Source organism: Methylobacterium crusticola, from assembly GCF_003574465.1.
Taxonomy (GTDB): domain Bacteria; phylum Pseudomonadota; class Alphaproteobacteria; order Rhizobiales; family Beijerinckiaceae; genus Methylobacterium; species Methylobacterium crusticola.
Genome location: NZ_KZ984624.1, coordinates 1 through 23,338 on the forward strand (window position 1 = coordinate 1; position 23,338 = coordinate 23,338).

26 protein-coding genes and 1 tRNA gene are annotated in these 23,338 nt (G+C 75.4%); 12 read left to right on the plus strand and 15 right to left on the minus strand.

What is annotated here, in order from left to right; all coding sequences use genetic code 11:
• The 6 genes from DT057_RS02545 to DT057_RS02570 all read right to left on the minus strand — a co-directional run.
• On the minus strand, positions 1-232 hold a 232-nt coding region (locus DT057_RS02545), incomplete at its 3' end, for a GcrA family cell cycle regulator (RefSeq protein WP_276469417.1).
• 177 nt (positions 233-409) lie between these two features.
• Entirely contained in the window at positions 410-2,164 is a 1,755-nt protein-coding gene (locus DT057_RS02550; protein WP_128560559.1) for a patatin-like phospholipase family protein, read from the minus strand.
• A 28-nt stretch (positions 2,165-2,192) separates the two neighbouring features.
• A complete protein-coding gene (locus DT057_RS02555) occupies positions 2,193-3,383 on the minus strand; it encodes a DUF3095 domain-containing protein (RefSeq protein ID WP_128560560.1) in 1,191 nt (396 codons plus the stop codon).
• A 91-nt stretch (positions 3,384-3,474) separates the two neighbouring features.
• Positions 3,475-3,732, minus strand: coding sequence for a DUF2312 domain-containing protein (locus tag DT057_RS02560; protein WP_407068109.1), 258 nt, complete (start codon positions 3,730-3,732; stop codon positions 3,475-3,477).
• Between the two features lie 189 nt (positions 3,733-3,921).
• Positions 3,922-4,227 carry a DUF1244 domain-containing protein gene (locus DT057_RS02565; RefSeq protein WP_128560562.1) on the minus strand — a complete coding sequence of 102 codons (306 nt, stop codon included), beginning with the start codon at positions 4,225-4,227 and terminating at the stop codon, positions 3,922-3,924.
• 137 nt (positions 4,228-4,364) lie between these two features.
• Positions 4,365-5,147: an N-formylglutamate amidohydrolase gene (locus tag DT057_RS02570; RefSeq protein WP_128560563.1), complete on the minus strand. Its 783-nt coding sequence runs from the start codon at positions 5,145-5,147 to the stop codon at positions 4,365-4,367.
• Between the two features lie 170 nt (positions 5,148-5,317).
• On the opposite strand from DT057_RS02570, the gene DT057_RS02575 reads away from it, so the two are divergent.
• The 3 genes from DT057_RS02575 to DT057_RS02585 are packed head-to-tail and all read left to right on the plus strand — an operon-like array spanning position 5,318 to position 8,157.
• The gene (locus DT057_RS02575) at positions 5,318-6,370 is read left to right on the plus strand and encodes a DMT family transporter (protein ID WP_128560564.1); all 1,053 of its coding nucleotides are present in this window, start codon (positions 5,318-5,320) and stop codon (positions 6,368-6,370) included.
• Between the two features lie 43 nt (positions 6,371-6,413).
• A complete protein-coding gene (locus tag DT057_RS02580) occupies positions 6,414-7,721 on the plus strand; it encodes a glycerate kinase type-2 family protein (RefSeq protein ID WP_128560565.1) in 1,308 nt (435 codons plus the stop codon).
• Positions 7,693-8,157, plus strand: coding sequence for a DUF1036 domain-containing protein (locus DT057_RS02585; RefSeq protein WP_269153043.1), 465 nt, complete (start codon positions 7,693-7,695; stop codon positions 8,155-8,157). The genes DT057_RS02580 and DT057_RS02585 overlap by 29 nt, the downstream gene beginning before the upstream one ends.
• Positions 8,158-8,284: 127 nt before the next feature.
• Here the strand turns inward: DT057_RS02585 and DT057_RS02590 are convergent, their stop codons facing one another.
• The 3 genes from DT057_RS02590 to ykgO all read right to left on the minus strand — a co-directional run bounded on the left by DT057_RS02590 (position 8,285) and on the right by ykgO (position 10,215).
• The gene (locus tag DT057_RS02590; protein ID WP_128560566.1) at positions 8,285-9,325 is read right to left on the minus strand and encodes an alpha/beta fold hydrolase; all 1,041 of its coding nucleotides are present in this window, start codon (positions 9,323-9,325) and stop codon (positions 8,285-8,287) included.
• A 54-nt stretch (positions 9,326-9,379) separates the two neighbouring features.
• The gene (locus tag DT057_RS02595; RefSeq protein WP_128560567.1) at positions 9,380-9,973 is read right to left on the minus strand and encodes a tetratricopeptide repeat protein; all 594 of its coding nucleotides are present in this window, start codon (positions 9,971-9,973) and stop codon (positions 9,380-9,382) included.
• Positions 9,974-10,089: 116 nt separating this feature from the next.
• The gene (gene ykgO / locus DT057_RS02600) at positions 10,090-10,215 is read right to left on the minus strand and encodes a type B 50S ribosomal protein L36 (RefSeq protein ID WP_012334921.1); all 126 of its coding nucleotides are present in this window, start codon (positions 10,213-10,215) and stop codon (positions 10,090-10,092) included.
• A gap of 537 nt (positions 10,216-10,752) precedes the next feature.
• Between ykgO and DT057_RS02605 the strand changes: the two genes are divergently transcribed.
• The 5 genes from DT057_RS02605 to DT057_RS02625 all read left to right on the plus strand — a co-directional run bounded on the left by DT057_RS02605 (position 10,753) and on the right by DT057_RS02625 (position 15,666).
• A complete protein-coding gene (locus DT057_RS02605) occupies positions 10,753-12,507 on the plus strand; it encodes an adenylate/guanylate cyclase domain-containing protein (protein ID WP_162501295.1) in 1,755 nt (584 codons plus the stop codon).
• 139 nt (positions 12,508-12,646) lie between these two features.
• Complete coding sequence (locus DT057_RS02610; protein WP_128560569.1) at positions 12,647-13,501, plus strand: phosphatase PAP2 family protein; 855 nt, start codon at positions 12,647-12,649, stop codon at positions 13,499-13,501.
• The gene (locus tag DT057_RS02615; protein WP_162501296.1) at positions 13,498-14,409 is read left to right on the plus strand and encodes a G1 family glutamic endopeptidase; all 912 of its coding nucleotides are present in this window, start codon (positions 13,498-13,500) and stop codon (positions 14,407-14,409) included. Before DT057_RS02610 ends, DT057_RS02615 begins: the two co-directional genes overlap by 4 nt.
• A 289-nt stretch (positions 14,410-14,698) precedes the next feature.
• Positions 14,699-14,773: transfer RNA gene (locus DT057_RS02620), tRNA-Val, on the plus strand.
• A gap of 467 nt (positions 14,774-15,240) precedes the next feature.
• Entirely contained in the window at positions 15,241-15,666 is a 426-nt protein-coding gene (locus tag DT057_RS02625) for a GFA family protein (protein WP_128560571.1), read from the plus strand.
• Between the two features lie 138 nt (positions 15,667-15,804).
• Here the strand turns inward: DT057_RS02625 and DT057_RS02630 are convergent, their stop codons facing one another.
• Positions 15,805-16,368 carry a TetR/AcrR family transcriptional regulator gene (locus tag DT057_RS02630; RefSeq protein WP_128560572.1) on the minus strand — a complete coding sequence of 188 codons (564 nt, stop codon included), beginning with the start codon at positions 16,366-16,368 and terminating at the stop codon, positions 15,805-15,807.
• A 137-nt stretch (positions 16,369-16,505) separates the two neighbouring features.
• Here DT057_RS02630 and DT057_RS02635 point away from each other — a divergent pair, with 137 nt between their 5' ends.
• Both DT057_RS02635 and DT057_RS36005 read left to right on the plus strand, forming a co-directional pair.
• Positions 16,506-17,918 (plus strand): amidase, encoded by a 1,413-nt coding sequence (locus DT057_RS02635; protein WP_238313602.1) that lies wholly within the window; start codon positions 16,506-16,508, stop codon positions 17,916-17,918.
• A gap of 349 nt (positions 17,919-18,267) precedes the next feature.
• Complete coding sequence (locus DT057_RS36005) at positions 18,268-18,429, plus strand: hypothetical protein (protein WP_203236164.1); 162 nt, start codon at positions 18,268-18,270, stop codon at positions 18,427-18,429.
• Between the two features lie 246 nt (positions 18,430-18,675).
• Here DT057_RS36005 and DT057_RS02640 read toward each other — a convergent pair whose 3' ends face one another.
• Positions 18,676-19,092: a Ros/MucR family transcriptional regulator gene (locus tag DT057_RS02640; RefSeq protein WP_128560574.1), complete on the minus strand. Its 417-nt coding sequence runs from the start codon at positions 19,090-19,092 to the stop codon at positions 18,676-18,678.
• 444 nt (positions 19,093-19,536) lie between these two features.
• Entirely contained in the window at positions 19,537-20,214 is a 678-nt protein-coding gene (locus DT057_RS02645) for a metallophosphoesterase family protein (RefSeq protein WP_162501297.1), read from the minus strand.
• 419 nt (positions 20,215-20,633) lie between these two features.
• Between DT057_RS02645 and DT057_RS02650 the strand changes: the two genes are divergently transcribed.
• On the plus strand, positions 20,634-21,134 hold the full coding sequence (locus tag DT057_RS02650) for a hypothetical protein (RefSeq protein WP_238313604.1): 501 nt from the start codon (positions 20,634-20,636) through the stop codon (positions 21,132-21,134).
• 82 nt (positions 21,135-21,216) lie between these two features.
• On the opposite strand, the gene DT057_RS02655 is transcribed toward DT057_RS02650, so the two are convergent.
• Positions 21,217-21,579: a SpoIIAA family protein gene (locus tag DT057_RS02655; protein WP_128560576.1), complete on the minus strand. Its 363-nt coding sequence runs from the start codon at positions 21,577-21,579 to the stop codon at positions 21,217-21,219.
• A gap of 224 nt (positions 21,580-21,803) precedes the next feature.
• On the opposite strand from DT057_RS02655, the gene DT057_RS36010 reads away from it, so the two are divergent.
• Positions 21,804-21,944, plus strand: a complete 141-nt coding sequence (locus tag DT057_RS36010) for a hypothetical protein (RefSeq protein WP_203236165.1) — start codon at positions 21,804-21,806, stop codon at positions 21,942-21,944.
• 11 nt (positions 21,945-21,955) lie between these two features.
• Here DT057_RS36010 and DT057_RS02660 read toward each other — a convergent pair whose 3' ends face one another.
• Both DT057_RS02660 and DT057_RS02665 read right to left on the minus strand, forming a co-directional pair.
• Positions 21,956-22,222, minus strand: a complete 267-nt coding sequence (locus DT057_RS02660) for a hypothetical protein (RefSeq protein ID WP_128560577.1) — start codon at positions 22,220-22,222, stop codon at positions 21,956-21,958.
• 683 nt (positions 22,223-22,905) lie between these two features.
• A complete protein-coding gene (locus DT057_RS02665) occupies positions 22,906-23,262 on the minus strand; it encodes a hypothetical protein (protein WP_128560578.1) in 357 nt (118 codons plus the stop codon).
• Positions 23,263-23,338: the final 76 nt, after the last annotated feature.

The following is a 23,338-nucleotide window of genomic DNA, read 5'->3' on the forward strand; positions in this document are numbered from 1 at the left end:
GGACCGGGGCGGGCGTCGGGGCGGGCTCCGCCCCGGCGGGCACGGCCCGGGCCGCGGGACGGGCCGGCGCGGCTGGCCGCGCCTGGCGGGCCAGGGCGGCCTGGGCCACGCGGCCGATCACCTCCGCGACGGAGGTGCCGAGCCGGCTGGCGATCTCCGCCGGGTCGCGTCCCTCGATCCACAGCGCGACCGCCTGCTCGGTCGCTTGCTCCGTCCACACCGCGTCGGTCATCTCGATTGGGGTCTCTGTTCGGGTCGATCCGGGAGGCGCCGTATAGGGCACCGCGCCGGTCGACGTCTCGCCCCTTGACGCAAGGGTGGGATGCGGCCGATCCGCCGCGGCGCCGGGGCGGCGGCCATGGTCTCGCCTCAAACGGCCGCGCCTCGCGATTCGACGCCGGCGGCGCCCTCACGCCCCCGGCGTCATCCCGGCCGCCCAGGCGTCGAGGGCGCCCTCCGCGATCCGGGCGCGGGCGTGCCGGTAGCCGATCTCGGCCACCGCCTCGAAGCTGCGCCAGGCCCGCAGGTCGATGCCGGCGAGGGGCGGCCGCAGCACCGCCGTGGCCCGCTCCCGCGCCATGGCGGCCGAGGCGTCGCTCGACAGGGTGGCGGAGCGCAGGAGGATCTGGGCGATGCCCGGCATGGCCTCCGGGACGCCGAGGAGCCGGCGCAGGAGCCGGGCGGGGACGCCCCGGCGCGGCGCGCCCGCGAGGGCGAGGTCGCTCGCCACGTCGACGGCGAGCACGCCGCCGCGCCGCAGGCCCGCCAGCAGGTCGACCGGCAGGTTGTTCATGATCCCGCCGTCGACGAGCACGCCGCCGGGCGCGAGCACCGGGGGCAGCAATCCCGGGATCGCGATGCTGGCGCGCAGGGCGTGGGCCAGGGGGCCGTCCGCGTGGACCATCGCGGCCCCGGTCGTCAGGTTCGACGAGACGCACTGGAAGGGCAGCCAGAGGTCCTCGATCCGCGCCTCCCCGAAATGCGCCGCGAGCCGCCGGTCGACCTTGGTGCCCCGGGTGAGCGCGGCGAGCGGCAGCGTGTAGTCGTTGAGCGGGGATTTCTCCACGAAGGCCGCGACGACGTGCCGGCGGATCTCCGCGTGGCTCCAGCCCATCGCGAGGCTCGCGGCCGCGATCGCTCCCATGCTGGTGCCGGCCACGATGTCGACGCAGAGCCCCGCCTCCTCCAGGGCCCGCATCACCCCGAGATGGGCGAAGCCCCGGGCGCCGCCCCCGCCGAGGACGAGGCCCCGCGCCCGCCCGCCCGCCAGGCGCGCCACCCGGGCGAGGTCCTGGCGGCTGCCCGCCCGCACCTGGAGGCGTAGGGCCACCGGCAGCCCGGCGACGGCCGGGTCGAGGGGCGCCGGCGCGGTGGCGTCGCGCGCCTGCACCACCACGAGGTCGTGGCGTGTCCAGCCCGTCACCGGCATGGCGATGCGCCCCGCCAGCGCCGCCCGGGGCGGCCGGCCCGGGGCGGCGAGCAGCAGGACGTGGTCGGCCCGGCGCAGGCAGAGGTCGGCCCAGGGCGTGCCCACCGCCTCGGCCGCGTACACGACCTGGTCGTGCGCGGTCTCGAGGGCGTGGAACCAGGTCTCGTCGGCCCCCTCGGGCCAGGCCGCGAGCGCCGCGGTCCGGCCCGGCAGGGCGGCGGCGAGGCGGCCGGCGAAGTCCGCGGCCGCGACGTCCTGCGTGAGGGCGATTGCCGCGAAGGTCATCGGCGCGATCGGCAGGCGCCCGCGGTCGGTGCCGCGCAGCCGCCCGGCGAGCAGCCGGGCGAAGTACAGCATCGTCGCCGGGTGGCGGGCCACGAGGTCGTCGAAGGCCGGCTTCGACAGGCGCAGCAGCAGCGCGTCCCGCAGGGCCGTGGCGGTGGCGGAGCGGGCCTCGCCGGAGAGGAGCGCCATCTCGCCGACGGTCTCGGGCGGATGCACCCGGGCGATCGGGCGCGTCTCGCCGCTCGTCGGGTCGCGGGCCGAGATGCCGACCGCGCCCGAGACCAGGATGTAGAGCGCGTCGGCCGGCTCCCCTTGCGCGAACAGGATCTCGCCGCCCGCCACCGCCACGGCGTCGAGCCGGGCCCGGATCGCCGCGGCGGTCGCGGCATCGAGGGCGGCCAGGAACGGGATGACGGGCTCGGCCGGCCCCGGCGCGGTGTCGGCCCTCATGCCGCGTGACCCATGCGGCCGGCCTCCCTCAGGCGGCGCCCCGGCCGGCCGGGACGAGCTTGGCCTTGAGCGCCTGCGCGGCCCGGGCGTAGCCGCCGCCCTCCCCGTCGACGAAGTGGACGTGGTCGCTCATCGCGGCCACCGGGGTGATGCAGGTCATGAGCGCGGCGTCCTGCCGGTGGTGCCCGAACCGCACCAGGCCCGCCGCCTCCGCCGCCTCGAGCCGCGCCACGATCCGGGCCGCGGTGTCCTCGCTGCAATCGAGCGTCATGCGCAGGCCGTCGTCGTACTTCTGGAAGTCGGCGTTCGCCACCAGCTCCCGCCGGTAGCGCGCCGGCGAGAAGCCGCCGACCCGGAGCCCGAGCCGGAAGATCGCGTAGGAGAGGAGCGTTTCCCCGAGGAGGGCGAGCCGCCGCAGGATCCGCGAGCCCGCCTTCGGTCCCCGCGCCCGCGCCTCGTGGCCGAGCCCCGCGGGCGGCCAGCGCAGGCGCGGGCCCGCGGCGCCGAGGGGCCGGCCCATGGCGGGCGCGGCGGCGGCGAGGCGCACCACGTCCTCGATGACGCCCCGGACCGCGGCCCGGTCGGCGCCCTCGGCCGCGACGACGAGGACCGACAGGATCAGCCCGTGCTCGGCCCGCCACGGCTCGAACCGGCACGACAGCCCGGACAGGTCCGGCCGCGTCCCGGGGCCCCCGGGCGGGATGGCGTGGCGGCCCTGCTTGAGGGCCCGCTCCGCGTAGGCGAGGCCCCCGCCCGTGAACATCGCGTAGGCGACGTGGGGCGAGGGCGCGTAGCGCGCGACGCGCACGTCGAAGCCGGCCGCGCGGATCGTCGCCACCGGCACCAGGGCCGCCCGGAGCGCGAGCCCCATGGCGTCGCGGCACCACGCGGCCGTGGCGGCGAGGGCGGCGCGGGCCGCCGGCGCGTCGGCCGGGCCGACCAGCAGGCTCGCGCCGTCCCCGCCGAACACGAAGGGCACCTCGCGCCGCGAGAGGGCGTTGCGCACCGCCGCGATCACGGCGGCGCCGCAGAAATTCACCGCCTTGTAGCGGCCGGCCGCGATCGCGCCCGTGGAATCGACCACGTCCGTGACGGCGACCGACCAGTCGTCCGGCACCGGGCGATAGCGCGCCTCGTCGAGGACATCGAGGAACTCCGTCGCGGGCGCGATCTCGTCGTACCGGAAGGCCGCGCCGGCGGCCGCGAACCCCGAACGCATCGCGGTCTCCTCCCCGGCCGGGAGCCTAGCACGATGCGCGGGCCTTGCGACCCGGGCGATCGGCGCGCCGCCCGCGGGGCGGTCCCGGGACCTACGCCATGCCGAGCGCCTGCATGTACAGCTCGAGGATCGCCTCCTCCTCCTGGCGCTCCGAGTGGTCCTTCTTGCGCAGGCGCAGGATGGTGCGGACCGCCTTGACGTCGAACCCGCGGCCCTTGAGCTCCAGCATGACGTCCTTGATGTCGCCCTGGAGGCCGGCCTTCTCCTCCTCCAGCCGCTCGATGCGCTCGACGAACTGCTTGAGCTCCTCGGCGGCGACCCCCGACGAGGCGACGTCGGCGTCCGGCATGCTGTGCGCGTTCATGGGTGTCTCCGTGTCGGTCCAATCGATCCGGTGCCGCGGGCGGGCCGCGGTCGCGGGGCGCCGACGGGGCACCGGACCTCCAGCCCCCTGGCGGCCGGCGCGCCGCGCGGCGCGCGCTTCCGGGGCGTTGATAGTTGCTCAACCTTACCGAGTTCTTTCGACGGCCCCGGCGGCTCAGTGCGTCTCGGCCCGGGCCGCGAAGGCGGCGGCCTGGTCCGGCGTCGCCTCGCGCTGGTGCTGCGCCTTCCAGGTCTCGTAGGGCATGCCGTAGACGTGCTCGCGGCTCTCGTCCCGCGAGAGGTCGAGCCCGCGGGCGTCGGCGGCCTCCTTGAGCCAGTTGGAGAGGCAGTTGCGGCAGAAGCCCGCGAGGTTCATCAGGTCGATGTTCTGCACGTCGCTGCGCCCCTGGAGGTGCGCCACCAGGCGGCGGAGGACCGCGGCCTCGAGTTCGGTCCGGGTGGTCTCGTCGATCGCTCTCATGGGATTGCCTCCTCGTCACGGATGTCCCGGTCGGGCCGCCGGCGCCTCCCGGCCCGGCCCGCCCCCGGGCCAGGGGCCGGGAGGCCCCGGCCGGGACGGGGCCTCCCGGGATCAGGTCGGCGGCGCCGGCCCGCCCGTCAAGCCCGGGCGACGAGGGGTCCCAGCAGGGCCGCGAACCGGGCCGCCCAGGCCTCGGCCCCCGCCTCGTCGCCGATCAGGTCCTGGCGGATCTCCACCAGGGCGTTCGGCAGGCCGCGGGCGATGGCGTGGCGGTCGATGGTGTCGCCCGGCAGGCCGCCGCCGTAGGGCTGGTTGTCGCCGACCGTGAACCCGGCCGGGTCCGCCCGCAGGCCCGCGATGAGCGGGGCGGCGAGGCGGTCGTCCCGGTCCCACAGGATGCCGACCTCCCAGGGCCGCGGCACCCCGCGCCAGGCCGGGGTGAAGGAGTGGATCGTGACGATGGCGGGCGGCGCCCCCGCGGCCTCGGCGGCCGCAACCGCGGCGTCGATCGCCCGGTCGTAGGGATCGTAGAAGCGGGCGAGCCGCGCGGCGACGCCCTCCGGGCCGATCCGGGCGTTGCCCGGCACCACCGCGCCGTCCGAGAGGCGCATCACCAGCGTCGGGTCGGTGCGGCCCCGGTTCGGGTCGATGATCAGCCGCGAGAAGGTGGTGAGCAGGGCCGGCGCCCCGAGCCGGCGCGCGAGGGCGCGCGTCACCGCCGCCGCCCCGATGTCGTACGCGATGTGGCGCTCGAAATGGGGGGCCGCCACCCCGAGCCGGTCGAGGTCGGGGGGCACCGCGTTGGAGGCGTGGTCGCACAGGAGCAGGAGGCCGCGGGCGGGGTCGCCCGCGACCGCCTCGACGGGCTCGGGCGGGAATTCGGGCGGCGGGCGTGGCGGGGGCGTCTCGGCGGGCGGCATCGCGGGTCCGGCTCGGGCGTTCGGGGAGGGGCGTCGCGGAGCCCTCATACCGCAAATGGCCGAGCGGTCTCCATCCGCCGCGGCCGGCATCCCCGGGGTGACGCGGGCCCCGACTTGCCATAGTGCTGTCGGCGATCCGGAACCCCGACGCGCACCAGGCGACACACGCGATGGCCCGAACCCCCCTGCCCGACCTGCCGGCGCCCGCCGCGAGGGCGCCCGGCCCGCGGGGGGCGGGCGCCGCGGCCGCGTCGCCGGGGAGCGCCGCGCAAGGGATCTCCGGGCAAGGGGTTTCCGGGCATGGGGCCTCCGGGCCGGCCGCCGCGGAGGAGACCGGCCTCGGCCTCGCCTTCGCGGCCCTGTTCGCCGGGGCGGTCGCCATGGGCGTCTCGCCGGTCTTCGTGCGGCTCGTCAGCCCCGAGATCGGACCCCTCGCCAGCGCCTTCTGGCGCGTCCTCCTGGCGCTGCCGGTGCTGCTCGCCTGGATGCGGCTGGAGGAGGCCCGCCGCCCGGCCGCGCGGCGCGTCCTCCTGGCGCCGTCGCTGCTCCTGGCCGGCCTCGCCTTCGCGGGCGACCTGCTGTTCTGGCACCGGGCCATCCTCGGCACCACGGTGGCGAACGCCACCTTCTTCGCCACCACGGCGCCGGTCTTCGTGGTGCTGTTCGCCTGGATCGGCCTCCGGCGCCGGCCGGCGGCCCGCACCCTGGCGGGGCTCGCCCTGTGCCTCGCGGGCGGCGCCGCCCTGATCGGCCAGTCGGTGCAGGTCGATCCGGCCCGCCTCGCCGGCGACCGCGACGGCGTCGTCACGGCGGTGTTCTTCGCCCTCTACATCCTGGCGGTCGAGCGGGCCCGGGCCCGCGGCTTCGGCGCCGCCCGGGTCACCTTCGCGGCCTCCTGCATCACCGCCGCGGCGCTGCTGGCCGCCGCCCTCGCCCTCGAGACGCGCCCGCTCGTGCCGCACTCCGCCTACGCGGTGGCGGTGCTCCTGGGGCTCGCCCTCATCAGCCACGCCGGCGGCCAGGGGCTGCTCTCGGTGGCCCTCGGCCGGCTGCCCTCGGCCTTCTCCTCGCTGGTGATCTTCCTCGAGGCCGTGGCGGCGGCGGCCCTCGGCTGGGCGGTGCTCGGCGAGGCGCTCGGGCCCTTGCAGGCGCTCGGCGGCGGGCTGATCCTCGCCGGCATCGCGGCCGCCCGGCCGAGGAAGGGCGGGCGGGCGCGCCCATGACCCGTGGACCGGCCCGGACCCGGCAGAGAGCGAGGATCCTCCGTTGAGCGACGCCAACCAGACCGAGATCGCCGCGCGGCGGGCCCTGCTGCTGCGCCTGCTCGACGCGGGCGTCACCGCCGCCCATCCCCGCGGCTGCCTCCTGCCCCACCTGCCCCCGCCGCCGGCCGGGCGCCTGGTGATCCTCGGGGCCGGCAAGGCCGGGGCCAGCATGGCGGCGCTCGCCGAGCGGCACTACCGGGAGGCGCACGGCCTCGCGCCCGGCCGCCTCGTCGGCCTCGCGGTGGCCCGCCACGGCTACGGCGAGCCCGCGGGCGCCGTCGACGTGGTCGAGGCCGGCCACCCGGTGCCGGACGAGGCCGGCATCGCGGCGACGCGGCGCAGCCTCGACCTCGCCGCCGGGGCGGGCCCGGACGACGCCGTGCTGGTGCTGCTCTCGGGCGGCGGCTCGGCCAACTGGATCGCGCCGGCGGGCGACCTGACGCTCTCCGAGAAGCAGGGCATCACCCGGGCGCTCCTGCGCTCGGGCGCGGCCATCGACGAGATCAACTGCGTGCGCAAGCACCTCTCGCGCATCAAGGGCGGGCGCCTCGCCCTGGCGGCCCGCGGGGCCGGCCGCCTCCTGACCCTGGCGATCTCGGACGTGCCCCGCGACGACCCGGCGGTGATCGCCTCCGGGCCGACGGTGCCGGACCCCACCACCCTGGCGGACGCCCGCGCCATCTGCGCGCGCCGCGGCATCGCGCTGCCGCCGGCGGCCCGGCGCCTCCTCGACGATCCCGCCAACGAGAGCCCCAAGCCCGGCGACCCGCTCTTCGAGCGCGCGGAGTTCCGCATCGTCGCCCGCCCGATCGACGCCCTCGAGGCGGCCCGCGCGGCGGCCGCCGCCGCCGGCTACGCGCCGGTGCTGCTCGGGGCCGACCTCGAGGGCGAGGCGCGGGAGGTGGCGGCCGCGCACGCCGCCCTCGCCCGCGAGGCCGCCGCCGCCGGGCGGCGCACGGCGCTGATCTCGGGCGGCGAGCTCACGGTGACGATCCGCGGCGAGGGCGAGGGCGGTCCGAACCAGGAATACGCCCTCGCCCTCGCGGTCGCGCTCGCGGGCGCCCCCGGCATCTCGGCCCTCTCGGCCGACACCGACGGCACCGACGGCGGCCGGGGCGAGGCCACGGACCCGGCCGGCGCCGTGATCGACGAGACCACGCTCGCCCGCGCCGCCGCCGCCGGGCTCGACGCCGCCGCCTCGCTCGCGGGGAACGACTCGACCCCCTTCTTCGACCGGATCGGCGACCTCGTCCGGCCCGGGCCCACCCGCACCAACGTCAATGACCTGCGCATCATCCTGGTCGGCTGAGATCCTTCCCCGCCCGCGCGCGCTCCGGCGCGCCGTCCTCCCGGCCCTCCTGGCCCTGGTCTGGGCCGCCCCGGCCCGGGCGGACCTGCGCATGTGCAACATGACCGGCAGCCGCATCGGCATCGCCCTCGGCTACCGCGATTCCGGCGGCTGGGTCACGGAAGGGTGGTGGAACCTCGCCGCCAAGGGCTGCGAGACCCTGCTCAAGGGCGCGCTCGCCGGGCGCTACTACTACGTGTTCGCGGTCGATTACGACCGCGGCGGCGAGTGGAGCGGCCGCTCGCTGATGTGCACCCGCGACCGCGAGTTCACCATCCGGGGCGTCGAGGACTGCCTCGCCCGCGGCTACGACCGCAACGGCTTCTTCGAGGTCGATACCGGCGAGCAGAAGAGCTGGACGATCCAGCTCACCGACCCGGGCCGCCCCGCGCCCTGACCCCCGCCGGCGCCATCATGAAGCGCGCCCGCCGCGCCGAGATCGTCGCGCCCATCGCCGCCGTGACGCCGGAGCACGCCGCCGGGGCGTGAGGCAAGGCGTGAGGCCGGCCCCGCGCCCGGGCGGTCTACTCGGCGGCGGCCCGCTGCCGCGCCGCCAGCCCCTCGATCTCGCCCACCACCGCGTCGGTGGCGGTGTAGTGCAGCATGTGGCCGATCCCCGGGAGCACCACCAGGCGGGCGCCCGGCACCGCGCGGGCCAGGGCCTCGGCGTGGACCGGGGTGCGCACGACCGGGTCGGCGTCGCCCGCCACGATCACGGTCGGCACCGCGATCTCGCGGTAGCGCGCGCTCTGGCCCGCCAGGAAGGCGTAGAGGCCGTCGAGGTCCCGCAGGTTGGCGCTGAACGTGCCGGGCCGCAGCACCAGCGGCACCCGGGCGCCGTCGACGTAGCCCGCCGGGAGCCCCTGGGGGCGGAATACCACCTCGGCGAAGCGGTCGAGGTAGTAGAGGCCGAGCGGCGCCGCGATGGTGCGGGTGGCGATCCAGAGCAGGAGCCGGCCGGGCCGCGAGCGGTACCAGCCGGCGTAGCCCGGGACCGCCCCGCCCGGCCACGGGTGGCTCACGGGGGCGAGGAGCGCCAGGCCGGAGACGCGCTCGGGATGGTCGAGAGCCATGGCGGTGGCGAGCGCCCCCGACCAGGAATGGCCCACCACCAGGGCCGGGCCGACGTGGAGCGCCGCGAGCGCCTCGCTCACCAGCCGCGCCTGCACGGCGGGCGAGGCGGCGTCCGGGGCGATGCGGTCGCTCCAGCCGAAGCCCGGACGGTCGAAGGCCAGCACCCGGAAGCCGTCCCCGGCGAGGCGCCGGCCGATCGCCTGCATGGGGTCCATGGCGTTGGCGGAGGCGCCGTGCAGCAGCACCACGGTGCCGCGGCTCGGGGCGCCCTCCCCGGGCCCGGCCTCCAGCACGGCGAGGTGGCCGCCCTCGACCGGCACCCGGTGCCCCGCCGGCGGGTAGCGCGCCTCGATCCGCAGGGTGATGAACCAGGTCGCCAGCACGCCCGCGAGGAGCAGCGCCAGCACGAGGCCCCCCGCGAGGCCGGCCGCGAGCGTCAGCACGCGGACGGCGCGGCGCAGGACGCGGCGGCCCCGCTCATGCCTGCGCATCGGGCGCGGCCGGGCCGGTCTCCGCGGCGGTGCCCCGGCCGGCGCGCGGAGGCCTCACAGGTCGCGGCCGTCCACGTCGGGCGCGAGGCGCTCGATCGCCTCGTGGACCTTGCCCATGCGGGGGTAGAGCGCCTCCGCCCGCCGGAAGGCCGCGAGGGCCCGGCCCTTGTCGTCGTTCGCCATGTAGAGGTGCGCCAGCGCCGCCCAGGCCTCGAAGTGGCGCGGCTCCAGGGTCAGCGCCCTGTGCAGGTCGGCGAGCGCGCTCGTCTGGTCCTCGAGCAGGTAGAAGGCGGTGGCCCGACGGCTCCAGCCCTCGGCCCAGCCGGGCTCCAGGGTCGTGACCCGGTCGAGCAGCTCGATCGCGAGGGGGAAGTCCTTGGCCCTGAGGCACTCCGCGGCCCGGCTCGCCAGCAGGTCGACGGTGTCGCTGCCGGAGCGGTCGAGGCGGCGCTCGATGAGCTGGGCCACCCCGCGGGCCTCGGCGTCGTCCTTCGCGCCCTTCAGGCGGGCGAAGAGGTCGTCGAGGGTGACGGGGGGGCGGGGCGCCTCCTTGCGGGAGGCCCCGCCCTCCGGCGCCGGGCCGGAATCGGCGAAGGCCGGCATTCCGAGGAGGCCGGCCATGCAGGTCAGGAGAAGCAGACGGCGCATGCCGACACCATCCGGTGCCCGCGCGACGCCGTCAACGCGTTGGCTTGCCGCGGCGGAGCCGGGCGCGGCGGAGCCGACCGCGGCCGACCCGGCCGGAGGGCCCGGCCGGCGCGGCCTCAGCCCTGGCGGGCCTTGTAGCGCTTCTGCGTCTTGTTGATGACGTAGACGCGGCCCTTGCGGCGCACGAGCTGGTTGTCGCGATGGCGGCCGCGCAGCGACTTCAGCGAGTTGCGGATCTTCATCGGTGTGGTCTCACGTCGGTGCGCCGGAACGCCCGGGCGCGGATGGGAAAGGGGCTCGCGGCGCCGGCGCGGGGCCGAACGCCAGGGCCGGGCGACGCGGAGCGCCGCCCGTGCGAAGGCGCGTGACTTACAAGGCCGGGCCCAAAAGTCAATCCGGTCCGGGCGCTTCGGCTCCCGCGGGGCCGCGCCCGGGACCACCCCCAATCCCGGGACGGCTCCCATCGCGGGACCGCCGGGACGCCGCCGGCCGGGCTTCCGGCGCCCGCCGCGCGGTGCTCCCCAGATCGGGGGAGGCGTTCCCGCTGTCCGCCCGTCATGATCGCCCCGACGCGAGCGGGTCCGGCGCCCGTCGCGACCGCCGCCCCCGAGTAGAAAGGGCCTTCATGATTGTCGTTGCGGCGCAAGCCTGCCGGCGGCGTGCCGTTCGGGACAGATCTCGTGGGCAACGGGCGCCCGGCGGATCTGCTGACCCCGGGCACCTTGCCTGACATGGGCGCGGCATGTGAGCATATCGTCTCGCGACGGGAGTCTTCCTGCGTGCAGACCCAGCGCCGCCTCGCCGCCATCCTGATGGCCGATGCTGTCGGATACAGCCGGCTGATGGAGGCCGACGAGGATTACACGCACGGCTGGCTCATGCGCCTGCGCCAGGAGGTGCTCGACCCCGGCGTCGCCGCCCATCGCGGGCGGCTGGTGAAGAACACCGGCGACGGCTTCCTGGCGACCTTCGCGAGCGCCCAGGACGCCGCCCGCTGCGCCCTGGCGCTGCAGAAGGAGCTCGCCGAGCGGAGCGCCAGCCTGCCGGACGACCGCCGGCTCGACTTCCGCATGGCGGTGAACGTCGCGGACGTCATCGTGGAGGAGGACGACGTCTACGGCGACGGCGTCAACGTGGCGGCGCGCCTCCAGGTCTACTCGGAGCCCGGCGGCGTCGTGGTCTCGGGCGCGGTGGCCGAGCAGATCGGCGGCGAGTTCGGCAGCGACGCCATCGACCTCGGCCACCTGCAGCTGCGCAACCTCACGCGCCCGGTCCGGGTCTTCGCCCTGCGGGTCCCCCACCGCCACGCCCGCCTCGTCGGCGACGCGCCGGCGGGCGCCGAGCTGCGGCCCTCCATCGCCGTGCTGCCCTTCCGCCAGCGGGAGAGCAACCCGCGCGAGCGCTACTTCGCGGACGGCATCGTCGACGACATCATCCACGCCCTCGCGGGGCTCAAGGACCTGTTCGTGATCTCCCGCGGCTCGACCCTCGGCTACGGCGGCGACGCGATCGACGTGCGCACCATCAGCCGCGACCTCGGGGTGCGCTACGTGCTCTACGGCAGCGTGCGCCGCTCCCGCCGCCGCCTGCGCATCGGCACCGAGCTCAGCGACGCCGAGACCGGGGCGGTGATCCGCTCCGACCGCTACGAGGGCGACCTCAGCGACCTGTTCGACGTGCAGGAGCGCATCTCCATCGACGTCCTCAAGATGATCGCCCCGCGGGTCCGCGAGCGGGAGCTGACGCGGGCGATGCGCAAGCATCCCCAGAGCATGACCGCCTACGACTTCGTGCTCCAGGCCCTCGACCAGCTCTACCGGATGGACGAGACCTCCTTCGGCAAGGCGCGGGGCCTGCTCCAGCAGGCGATCTGCCACGATCCCGGCTACGCCCCGGCCTATTCCTACATCGCCTACTGGTACATCTTCCGGGTCGGCGAGATCGGCTCGCCGGATCCCGACGGCGACGCCGTCGCGGCCGCGCACTACGCCGGGGCGGCGATCGAGCGCGACGGCAACGACGCCATGGCGCTCGCGATCTACGGCCACGTCCAGTCCTTCCTGCTGCGGGACCAGGAGCGGGCCCGCGCGCTCCTCGACCGCGCCCTCGAGGCGGGGCCGAGCTCCGCCATGGCCTGGACGATGAGCGGCGCCCTCGCGGGCTACGTCGGGGACGGCGCCCGGGCCGTGCGCGACGCCGAGCAGGGCGTGCGCCTCTCGCCCCTCGACGCGCGCATCTTCTGGCACGAGGGCCTGCTGGCCCAGGCCCACTACGTCGCGGGCGACCACGAGACCGCCCTCGCCTGGGCCCGCCGGTCCGTCGGGCGCAACGACTCGATCCGCTTCACCCACCGCGTCCTGATCGCCACCCTCGCGGCCCTCGGGCGCTCGGCCGAGGCCGCCGAGACGGCCGCGCACCTCATGACGCTCCAGCCCGACTTCCGGATGGAGGCCTACGCCCGGCGCTGCCCGTTCCGGGGCACGGTCCGCGACGCGTGGCTCGCGCGGCTCCGGTCGGCCGGCCTGCCCGAATGAGCGCGGCCCGGCCAGCGCGCGACCGGCGCGCCCGGGCGGCGCCCGCGATCCCCGGCGTCCCGCCGGCCCGGGCCGTTGCCGCGGTGCCGGCGCCCGGCGGGACCCATCCTGGCGCAGGAGCGCCGCAGGGAGGCGTGCGATGACGGGCAATACCGGCAACACGGGGAATACCGGCAACACCGGCAATGCCGGGCCGTCCGGCGGCGGCTGGTTCCTGCCGGACCGGGTCGACTACCCGTTCGTGACCGAGCGCGACGGGCACGACAGGACCCTCGGCAGCCTGAGGCGGACCGGGCCCGCGCGATTTCCCGATCGCTGCTGGGCGGCGAACTGGGACGCCTGGCTCGTGCTGCACGAATTCGCCGTCACCGGCTGGCAGGCCTCCGCCGGGACCGTGCTCGAGGCCGTGCTGCGCGACAAGGCGACGGACGCGGCCGAGCTCGACGCCCTCGTGCTGGCGGCCCGCGACGAGCGGGCGGAGGCGATGGGCGAGATCCTGGCGCAGGATGCGGAGTTCTTCTCCGCCTTCATGGGGCTCCTGAGCATCAACCCGGCTTCCCACGGGCGGACGTACCGGGTGCTGCACGCCGCGAGCCTGATCGGGTCGTTCGCGGCCTTGTACTTCAAGGGCGTCCACCAGCGCACCCGGCCGTCCCAGCTCTGCCCGGCCCTGCTGCCGCCGGTGCCGATGCCCGGGCACGCGGCCTTCCCGAGCGGGCACGCCACGCAGGCGCACCTGATGGCGCTCTGCGTCCTGCACGTGCTGCGCGAGGCGCGCCTGCCGCCCGGGGACCTCGCCGCGCTGGAGGGCGACCTCGGGGTCCTGGCGGCCCGCATCGCCCGCAACCGCGAGATCGCCGGCCTGCACTACGCCAGCGACTCGGCCGGCGGGAAGGCCCTGGCCGGCAGCGTCTTCGCGCACCTCACGGGCGCGCAGGCCCCGGTCCCGCGCTTCGCCGACGCCGTGAGCGCCGCGGCGGGGGAATGGTCGTGACCCTGCTCCTCGCGGGCGGCGCCGGGCCGCCGATCCGGCGGGCGGTCCTGGCGCGGCTCCTCGCGCCCGACACCGCCACGGTGCCGGCCGAGTTCAGCGCCGCCGGGGCCGCCCTGGCCGATGTCGCGCCGCAGGCGGCCGCCCCTTTCGCCTCGCAGAGCGCCACGACGCGCCTCGTCAGCCGGAACTGGTCGGGCGCCAGCATCACGCCGCGGCAGGCGCGGCGCTTCACCGAGATCTACGGGGCCTGGCGGGTGCCGCGCCCCGTGGCCCCGGACGGCGCCCCCGACGGCGATTACCGCAGCGTCGCCTTCATCGGGCTCGACGGCCAGCGGCGCTACCGCGACGCCACGCTGCCGCAGATCGGCACGGCGCACACCGTCCGGGTCGCCGGCCCGCACGCGACCCTGGTCACCGAGGCGTGGTGGCAATGGTGGACCCCGGACGCCACGCCCCGGCCGCAGGTGTTCCGCAGGCTCCCGGTCCGGCCCGGCGACCTGATCCTGTGCGGCCTCGTCGTGCTGGACCCGACCCGCGTGCGCTTCCTGATCTGCAACGCGACGGCGGGCCTCGCCGTCGAGCCCTTCGAGCGGACGGTTCCGGCGCCGTGCGGGGCGGCGGCGCCGACGGTCTCCGGCGCGACCGCCGAGTGGGTGCTGGAGCGCCCGAGCATCTTCCCGACCCCGCGCCTGTTCGGGTTCCCGGCCGGCGGCGCGGTGCGCTTCACCGGCTTTGCCGTCTCGGCCGCCGCGCCCGGGCAGCCGGGGCGGCACGAGAGCCTCGTCGGCGCGCGCCTGATCGACCTCGTGGCGGCCGGCCGCCGCCGCGTCGCCACCCTCGCGGCGCCCCGCCGCCTCGGCCCGCACCGCGTCGAGATCGGGCCGCCGCGCGAGATCGGGCCGCCATGACGGGGCGCTCCGCGAAAAAAGGGGCCGCCCGCGAGGGCGGCCCGAGTCGGGAGGAAACGCCCATGAGGGCAAGGACACCCTGACGCCTCGGGCGCCCCGGCGCGGTGCGCCGGCGCACCTGCGGGCGCCCGTCCCCGGCGCGCCCGGTGATCCGTCGCCCCGCGCGGAACCCGCCCGCGCCCCGGCCCGGGCGCCCCCCGCGGGAGCGCCTGGATCCGCGGGCGGGGCGGGCCCNACCCCGCCCCGCAGCCTCTATACGCCCCCCACACCGGAGCCGTCGCGGCTTCGCGGGCGCGTAGCTCAGCGGGAGAGCACTACGTTGACATCGTAGGGGTCACAGGTTCGATCCCTGTCGCGCCCACCATAATATCAAGGACTTAGCGTCCTTCTACACAGTTCTCCCAGGTTCCGTGAACCTTGGAGAAATGCCGGACCCTCCCGACACGGGTCCGGCGAGCCGACCTGCTTCCCCCTTGCGCTTGCGGTCTCGCGCGCGAGGTCTCGGGGCCGACCCGGCGGATCCGTCCGCGCCGAGCGCACGTTTCTCCGGCATCCCGGCCCCGAAGCAGGGTGGATGCGCCGCCTCGGCCGTCCCGGTCGAAGACCCCCCGGAGGCGCATCGCCCTCGAGCGGCACGTGGGCTGCATCGTGGCCCGAATCCGCCCCATGTGCTCGGTCCCCGCCCCATCACGGCCGGGCCCATTGCTGCCGTGGCGGCGCCCGCCCCGGCGAGACGCCGCGGCGGCCCGGTCCGCCACCCCCGCCCGGGACGTCGTTGCCCTCGCGCCAGGACCGGACGTAGAAGTGAGCCGCACAGGAGATGCGGGCGACATGGCGGGCGACACGAACGTTCGGGCTGGCCGGTGCCATTGCGGCGCGGTGCGTTTCCGGGCGACGCTCAGCGACGACCTCCGTTCGATCCGCCGCTGCACCTGTTCCTACTGCCGGATGCGCGGAGCCGTCGTCGTCATGGCGGAACCCGGTGGGATCGAGATCCTGGAGGGGCAGGACGCGCTGACGACGTATCGCTTCCATACCGGATCGGCGCAGCACTTCTTCTGTTCTCGCTGCGGGATATACACGCACCATCAGCGGCGTTCCGACCAGAACCTGTATGCCGTGAACGTCGCCTGCCTGGACGGGCTGAGCCCGTTCGACTTCCCCGAGGTGCCGGTCGTGGATGGCGTCAATCACACGAACGACACCGGCAGGCCGACGCGCCGGGCAGGCACCCTCCGCTTCATCCCGTCCGACTGACCCGGCGCTCCCGGCCGGCGGCCGCTTCGCGACGATGCTCCCGCCGGGAGGCCGGCCGTCCTGGTGCGACCCGGCGCGGACCTTCGGCGGGTCCGCCGCGGACCTTCGGCGGGTCCGCCGCGCGGTCCCGTCCCTCGATCAAGCCGGGAGCAGGCCGGCGGCGCGATACCCCGCGATGATGTCGTCGTACACGGTGAGGTCCGCCTGCGCCCGCGCCACGGCCTGGGCACCGCCGATCGCCGCGAAGATGGCGCGCGCGCGCTGCTCGACCGCGGCCGCCTCCGCGGCGGGATCGGCCGCGCGCAGGACTTTCGCCAGCCACGCGACCTGAACCTCCGCGAAGGTGCGGATTTCGGCCCGGACCGCCTCCGGAAGGTCGTCGTGCTCGGCGGCCATGATCCCGCACAGGCACATCCGGTTGTCATTCTCCAGCGCCCTGCGGAACAGGCCCGGATACTGAGCCAGGCAGGCGCGCGGGTCCCCGTTCTGCGCCCACAGCCCGTCGAGCCGGGCCCTCGAATCCTCCCAGTAGCGCCTGGCGACCGCCGCGCCGAGGGCGGCCTTGCTGGGGAAGTGGTAGTGGATGCTGGCGCTCTTGACCCCGACCTCCGCCCCGAGGTCACGGAAGTTCAGCCCGGCGTAGCCGCGGGCCTGGGCCGTGGCCCGGGCCGCGGCGAGGATCGCCTCCCGTCTGTCCGTCATCGCGCGTCCCACTCCTGACCGGGTGACAGATAGGCGTTGACCGGTTTGGCCGGAAGCGCCATCTATCTAGTGGCAGATAGGCTAGTGGGGGCGAAGGCGTCCTGCCGGCGCGCCGGATGCCCTCGAGGGAGATCGCCGTGGTCGCTCGCAACCTCACCGCCGCGGACGCGACGGAGCTCGCTGCCCTGGTGCGCTCGCGCGAGGTCTCGCCGGTCGAGGTCGTCCAGGCGCATCTCGACCGCGTCGCGGCCGTGAACCCGCGGCTGAACGCCGTCGTGACCCTGGCCGCCGAGCAGGCACTCGCCGCGGCCCGGCACGCGGAGGCCGCCGTGATGGCGGGGGCCGGGCTCGGACCGCTCCACGGCGTGCCGTTCACCGTCAAGGACTCCCTCGACACCGCGGACGTGCCGACGCTGCGCGGCTCGCCCCTGTTCGCGGGCCGCGTCCCGCGGACGGATGCGACCAGCGTCGCCCGGATGAAGCGGGCCGGCGCCATCCTGCTGGCGAAGACCAACCTGCCGGAATTCGCCTTCTGGACCGAGACGGACAACCTGCTCACGGGCCGGACGAACAATCCCTGGGACCTCGCCCGCACGCCCGGCGGATCGAGCGGGGGCGAGTCGGCGGCGATCGCGGCCGGCATGTCGCCGATCGGCATCGGCAGCGATGTCGCCATCTCGGTGCGGGGCCCCTCCGCCCATACCGGCATCGCCGCCCTCAAGCCGACCCACGGGCGCATCCCGGCCACGGGACACTGGCCGGAGGTGCCGCGCCGCTTCTGGAACATCGGGCCGATGGCGCGCAGCGTGCGCGACGTCGCCCTCGGCTACGCGATCATGGCCGGCCCGGACGGGATCGACGGCTACGCGGCGAGCCCGGGCGACCTCGACGCGGGTCTCGGCCCCGATCCCGCGCGCCAGGTTCGGGTCGGCGTCATGACGGAGCCCGGCTTCGGGCCCGTCGCGGCGGAGGTCGCCGGGACGGTCGAGGCGGCGGCCCACGCCCTGCGGGACCTGGGTTGCGCCGTCGAGCCCGTGCGCATCCCGGTCCTGGAGGCGAGCGACGGCGTCGCGCTCTCGGCCGCGCTGTTCGGCGCCGAGATCAAGCCGGAGTTCCAGCGCGTCGCGGCGGACCGGCCGGGGCCGCTGTTCTGGACGGGCGAGGCTGTCCTCGGGCGGCCGGACGTCGCCGCGGACGCCTATGTGCGGGCCCATCAGGCGGTGGAACGGCTGAAGGACGCCATGGCGGCCTACTTCGCGCGCCACGACGTCCTCCTCTGCCCGGTGACGCCGATCCCGGCGCCGCCCCACGGCCTGCCGGAATTCGTCATCGACGGCAGGACGGTGCCCGCGCGGCACATCCTGAGCGCGACGGTGCCGTTCAATCTGACCGGCCTGCCCGCGATGACGGTGCGGTTCGGGACGAGCCGCGAAGGACTGCCGATCGGCGTGCAACTGGTCTCACGCGCCTTCGCCGAGTCCACGATCCTCGGCCTCGCCGCCCGGCTCGAGGCCGTGCGCGGGATCGAGGACGTCCATCCACCCCTCTGAACCCGACCGCTCGCGCCGGGTCCGCCCGGGGGCGGCGCGGCTCTGCCGGCGATCCGGGGGACGACCCGCGCCACCTCCTCCGGACCTCGATGCGCCGCGTCCCCGGAGGGGATGCGGCCCCGCGACGAGCCGCGGTCTCCGGACGATCCGGCAACCTCGAGCATCCGGGCGAGGGCGGCGGGTCGAGCGCTCCCTGCCGCGGGGCGATCCGCCGGCCGCGCGGCGCGGCAGGCGGCGGTCCCGTGTCGCCACAATTTCGCCATCAGCCTCTTCAAGCCGCGGCCGACTCGGCCTAGCCTGCCGCCTTCACCATCTGGCCGCGCAACGCGGCCAGTCAGAGGAGGCGCCCATGCGAGAGTCGCTCCGCATCACCGTGAAGCCGGACGGCCGCTACACCCTGTTTCGTGGCGAGGAGCCGCTCATCTTCGGCCTGGAGCGCGAGGTCGCTCTCCGGCTGGCAGAGACCTACAGCGTCGTGATCGAGCGCGCCTACAGCATCAGCATGCACTGACGCCCGCGCGGCGAGGCGCCCGGCGAGGGGTGCGGACCCCGCCGGGCGCTCCCGACGGGGGTACGGCAGGCCGCCCCTGCGGCCCCGGGAGGTGCTGCCCCGAAACAAAGAGGCCGCCCTCGCGGGCGGCCTGAAGTCTAGGGAGGAAACGCCCGTGATGGGCCATCCCCATGTGGGGACCGCCGGTCCGGCGCGACGTGCGCCAGCGCACGCCGGATGCCGGCCGGAAGGCGGCGGCGTCCGGTCCTAGGCTGCGCCCTTGCGCCGGCTCTGGCCGAGGCCGAAACTCTTGGCGAGGTCCGAGCGAGCGGCAGCGTAGTTCGCCGCCACCATCGGGTAGTCGTGCGGCAGGCCCCACTTCCGGCGGTAATCGTCGGGGGTGAGGCCGCGCCCGGCGAGATGGCGCTTGAGCGTCTTGTAGGGCCGGCCGTCCTCCAGGCTGATGATCGCGTCCGGAGTCACGGTCTTGCGGATCGGCACCGGGGGGACCCGCTTCTCGGGCTCGGGCACGGCGGGCCTGTCGAGCGTGCTGAGCGACGCGTGCACGGATGCGATCAGGTCCGGCAGATCTGCGGGCCGCACGACGTTGTTCGAGACGTAGGCGCTGACGATGCCGCTCGCCACGCCGATGAAGTCGGTACTGGATATTGCGGTCTCGCTCATTTTACCCTCCTGTCTTAGATTTGATAACTATGAATTGACGCTGTTGAATGGTCAACGAGCTTTGAAAGATATCGCGTTACGAATCGGTTTCAATGCAACGCTGACTTACAACATATGATTGCGTCATTGCTGACTTGGCAGCGCAAGTGGGTGCGGCTGCATCGCTGTCCTTGCCGGCCTCGGCCCTGAAGGGCGCTGACCGGGCCTCGCGGCCTGTTCGCACCCGGCATCCCGCCCGGCCCGGGGCCCGGTCGCGGCAGCCCTCGAGCGCGCGCTCGCCGCCGCTGGCGCCGGCGACGCGCGCCATGCCGGTGAGATCGTCCCGGGCTCGTGTGACGACGGGTTGGTGGCGGGCCCGATCTCCCTGCCCGGAGCCTCGGCCGCCTGCGGGGTGCCGGCGGATGGCTCCCCGGTGCGCCTGCCGGGCGTCACCGGGTCCCGTCCTCACGTCCAGCGCGGCGTCCGCAGGAGGTCGATGGGCTGCTCCTGGCTCTCGTCGAAAACGGCGCAGGTCAGGACGCCGGTGCTGAAGCAGCAGGTATCGAGGTTGCAGCGATTGTGGCGGATGTCCGCGACGCCGTTCGCCGTCGGGGTGTGGCCGTGCACCACGTATTTCGGGAAGCGGCCGGCGTGAAACAGGAATGCACTGCGTATCCAGATCAGATCCTGCTTGTCCGCCTGGGAGATCGAGGTGTCCGACGGATGCATGCCGGCGTGGACGTAGATGCGTTGCGCATCTTCATAATACCAGAGCAGGCGGCCGGAGCAGAAATCAACGTATCTTTCCGGGATGTCGTGTGCGCTGTACGTAACAATTCCGCTTGCACCGAAGCTGCGCAGCGTTGCGCTGCCGCCGTTCTGGAGCCACCTTGCCTCCTGCTCTCCTGTGTCGCTGTGGCGGGCCTCGAGCAACATCTGCTCATGATTGCCCCTGAGGGCAACGATGTCGGGCCGACGCATCACTATGTCGAGGACACCCTTGGAGTCGGGGCCGCGATCGATGGCGTCGCCGAGCGTGATGATGCGATGCTCCCGCTCGCCGGCGTGCACGCGGATCATGGCGAGGAGGCTCTCGAACTCCTGGCGGCATCCATGGATGTCGCCGATCGCGTAGGTGAGCACCGCCACTCCGAAGGTGAGAGGTCGAGACCGCGCGGTCACGGTCGCGCCGCCTCATCCTACAGCGGGCGGCCGGCCGGCACAGGGCCGGCCTCGCCGAGCGGGACGACCATCCTGCGGACGCGGCCCGACCGCGGCCGCAGCTTCGCCACCCGGCAGCCTGCGCGGCCGAGATGCGCCGGCGCGACGAACCCCTCCGGCCAGGCGACCGCGTCGCCGGGCCGGAGGCAAGCGGGCGAGTTGACCGCGCGCCGGCCGGCACTCGAGCATTTTCCGGCGAAGTGGACACCGGTTCGCCGCAGACAATGCGGCAGAATCAAAAACCTGGAGCAGCGGCCGATTGCAGCGTGATCGGATGCTGCTCTAGTCTCGGGGCGATCCGGCAGACGGTCCCCGGCGATGAACCATGGCGTGCGCCCCGAGTGAGCGAGCAGAGTGAGCGGGCTGGACGTGCGCGGCCGGGCCCCGCGCGCCTGCTGGCCGGGCTGGCGGTCCTCCTGCTGCTCGCGCCCGCGGGCGCGGCGCAGCCTGGCATCCCGGGCGGCGGCGTCAACAACTGGGCCGAGTTCCGGGCCGCGCTCGCGGCCTGCTGGGCGATCCCGGCCGGCAGCGACGGGGCGCTGATCGCCTTCCGCTTCGGCCTCGACAAGACGGGCGCGATCCGCGGAACGCCCCTCGTGACCGCCCGGCAGGCGGGTCGCAGCCGGCAGGCCTGGAAGGGCTACGAGACGGCGGCCCGCGACGCCCTGTCGCGGTGCTTCCCGATGCCGGTGACGCCGGCGTTCGGCGCCGTCCTGGGCGAGAGCCCGATCCGGCTGCGCTTCGTCAACACGCCGCCGACGGGCGCCTACCAGATCAACAGCAACATCACCCTGTTCGCGCCGGCGGCCGAGGCGGATCGTCCCCCTCCCCCGCGCCGCTGAGCCCTCCGGGCGCCTGCGGCCGCCGCGTCGGGCGGCCGCGTCGCGACCCGGGACGGCCCCGGGCCCGTGGACGGGCGGGATCTCAGGTCGGAGCGGCGAGCCACGCGCGGGCCTCGTCGATCCGGGCGCGCTCGAACACCCGGATCTGCGCCGGCGACACGCGCCCGAACGTCTCGGCGAGGAGGCGCAGCCACTGCGCGTCCGACACCACCGCGACGTGGCTGATCCCCTTCATCATCGCCAGGCCGAAGCGCACGTCCTTGAAGAACGCCGCCGGCTCCATGCCCTTGAAGGTGCGGATGTCCTCGAGCAGCTTGAGCTTGCCGCCCTTGTCGAGGTCGGCCTGCATCGCGGCGATCAGCGCGGTCATCTCCTGGTCGGTGATCGTCCCGTCGACCACGATCTCGGCCACGTCGGTGCCAGGCTTCTTCTCGTAGGTCAGCACGGCCGCACTCTCCCTCGCTGCTGTGGCGCGCCGAACCGACGGCTCCGCGCCGCCGCGAGTGGAGGCCAGGACGCCCGAATGTGCAACCTCCGCCGGCCGCGGGCCGACGGGCTCGCCGGGCGGGCCGGAAGGCTCGCCGCGCGGGCCCGCTCGCGGCCCCGGCCCGGTCGTGGTAGACCTGACCTCCCTGCTCTTCGTGCACCCGCTTCGGACAGGAGCGCGCCATGCCTGAGATCCGCGTCGTCGGGACCGAGGACGGCACGTACACGGTGTATCGCGGCACCGAGGTCGTCGCCGCGGGGCTCACCCACAGCCAGGCGGACGCGGTCGCGGCCGAGCTCGGCGCGGCCGGGCGGGCGCCCTGACCGGAGCGGCCTCAGTCGCAGCCGGTGCAGATGCCCTTGTCGATGGCGTCGTCGCGCCTCTCCATCCGGGTGAGGTCGTCCATGTTGCGCTCCATCGACCGCTCGCCGCGGCCGGTCCGCGGCACCGTCTGGCCGGTCGAGGCCGTGTACGGCGCCGTGATCGTCGAGGACGGTCCGCCGCCGGTGCCGGTCAGGTCCGGGTTGGTCTGGGCCTGAAGCAGGTTCGGCGCGACGGCGCACAGCACCGTTGCTCCGATGATCAATCGAACTGCGCGCATCGCCGTCTCCCGTGGTGCAAACGAAGGCATCGCGGCGCCGACTATACCGCATTCGGAGATCCGATGCGGCGGCGATCCACGGCCTCGCGCAGGTTTTCTGCTGGCCCGCCGGCCGGGGGGCGGCGCGCTGCCGGTGCGGCCCGGCCGGGCACCGCGGATCGCGCGCCGGCGCCGGTCTCGCGAGGGCGCGCGTGGTCCCGGGCGGCGAGGCCTCACCCCGGCCGTTCACGAAGTCTTAACCATCCGGCGTCATTCTGCGCCGGTCGGACCGAGGCCCGGGCGGCGCGGGCTCTGCGCGCGCCGTCGCGGCGCCGCCCCGGGGGCCTGCCCGCTGGGGCAGGCGCGACGCCGGCCGCCTCGCTGCGGCGCCATGCCCCCCATCCTAACAAATGAAGATGCCGATACCGCCAAGCTTGGTACTGTGCGGCGCGATCATCGCGGGAGCGTCTATGCGGGAGTGATCATGGCGGACGCAGTCAAGGCTTTCCGGTCCCCGAGTACCTGGCCGCACTGGCGCGAGAGCGTGCCCGCGGCCGAGCCGGCGCGGAGCGAAACGTCCCGGGCGGGCCTGCCGCCCAAGGCGGCTGAGCCGCCGGACCGCTGCCTGACGGCGCCCGAACTGATCCGTCTCGCGCGCTCGGCGCGGCCGCGCTGAGCGCGTCCTGCGGCGCGGGGCCGCGTCGCTACCCGGTCGCCGCCGACTTGATCAGGCGGTCCACCGCGAGGTCGACGTCGAAGGCCGCCGCGGTGATCTCCTCCAGGGTGAACGGGCAGGTCTTGGGCTGCCCGTACTCGATCTGGCCCTCCTCGGGCCGGAGGTCGGGGCTCTCGGCATCCCCGACGGCGAGCCACCAGAGGCCGTCGAGCTTCAGCCGCGCCAGCGCCCCGGGGTCGGAGTGGACGATCTCCCCGCGCAGGCGCGCCGCCTCCGTCCGCCAGGCCAGGCTGTGCGCGTCGTTCGAGGTGAGCGCCGCCTTCATGAGGTTCGCCAGGAAGGCGCGCACGAGATCGGCCGGCTTCGGCGCAGTCGCTTCGTCCATCGGGGTGTCCTCGGTCACCCCGGCGTCTCCGCAAGGCTGATGCCAGGGGGCGGGCGCCGGGTTGACCGGGAACCGG

What these genes read in the sequence shown, in the direction of transcription:
- DT057_RS02550 (WP_128560559.1), bottom strand. Translation starts at nt 2,164, where the DNA reads ATGAGGGCCGACACCGCGCCGGGGCCGGCCGAGCCCGTCATCCCGTTC.
- DT057_RS02555 (WP_128560560.1), bottom strand. Translation starts at nt 3,383, where the DNA reads ATGCGTTCGGGGTTCGCGGCCGCCGGCGCGGCCTTCCGGTACGACGAG.
- DT057_RS02560 (WP_407068109.1), bottom strand. Translation starts at nt 3,732, where the DNA reads ATGCCGGACGCCGACGTCGCCTCGTCGGGGGTCGCCGCCGAGGAGCTC.
- DT057_RS02565 (WP_128560562.1), bottom strand. Translation starts at nt 4,227, where the DNA reads ATGAGAGCGATCGACGAGACCACCCGGACCGAACTCGAGGCCGCGGTC.
- DT057_RS02570 (WP_128560563.1), bottom strand. Translation starts at nt 5,147, where the DNA reads ATGCCGCCCGCCGAGACGCCCCCGCCACGCCCGCCGCCCGAATTCCCG.
- DT057_RS02575 (WP_128560564.1), top strand. Translation starts at nt 5,318, where the DNA reads ATGGCCCGAACCCCCCTGCCCGACCTGCCGGCGCCCGCCGCGAGGGCG.
- DT057_RS02585 (WP_269153043.1), top strand. Translation starts at nt 7,693, where the DNA reads ATGACCTGCGCATCATCCTGGTCGGCTGAGATCCTTCCCCGCCCGCGC.
- DT057_RS02590 (WP_128560566.1), bottom strand. Translation starts at nt 9,325, where the DNA reads ATGCGCAGGCATGAGCGGGGCCGCCGCGTCCTGCGCCGCGCCGTCCGC.
- DT057_RS02595 (WP_128560567.1), bottom strand. Translation starts at nt 9,973, where the DNA reads ATGCGCCGTCTGCTTCTCCTGACCTGCATGGCCGGCCTCCTCGGAATG.
- ykgO (WP_012334921.1), bottom strand. Translation starts at nt 10,215, where the DNA reads ATGAAGATCCGCAACTCGCTGAAGTCGCTGCGCGGCCGCCATCGCGAC.
- DT057_RS02610 (WP_128560569.1), top strand. Translation starts at nt 12,647, where the DNA reads ATGACGGGCAATACCGGCAACACGGGGAATACCGGCAACACCGGCAAT.
- DT057_RS02625 (WP_128560571.1), top strand. Translation starts at nt 15,241, where the DNA reads ATGGCGGGCGACACGAACGTTCGGGCTGGCCGGTGCCATTGCGGCGCG.
- DT057_RS02630 (WP_128560572.1), bottom strand. Translation starts at nt 16,368, where the DNA reads ATGACGGACAGACGGGAGGCGATCCTCGCCGCGGCCCGGGCCACGGCC.
- DT057_RS36005 (WP_203236164.1), top strand. Translation starts at nt 18,268, where the DNA reads ATGCGAGAGTCGCTCCGCATCACCGTGAAGCCGGACGGCCGCTACACC.
- DT057_RS02640 (WP_128560574.1), bottom strand. Translation starts at nt 19,092, where the DNA reads ATGAGCGAGACCGCAATATCCAGTACCGACTTCATCGGCGTGGCGAGC.
- DT057_RS36010 (WP_203236165.1), top strand. Translation starts at nt 21,804, where the DNA reads ATGCCTGAGATCCGCGTCGTCGGGACCGAGGACGGCACGTACACGGTG.
- DT057_RS02660 (WP_128560577.1), bottom strand. Translation starts at nt 22,222, where the DNA reads ATGCGCGCAGTTCGATTGATCATCGGAGCAACGGTGCTGTGCGCCGTC.
- DT057_RS02665 (WP_128560578.1), bottom strand. Translation starts at nt 23,262, where the DNA reads ATGGACGAAGCGACTGCGCCGAAGCCGGCCGATCTCGTGCGCGCCTTC.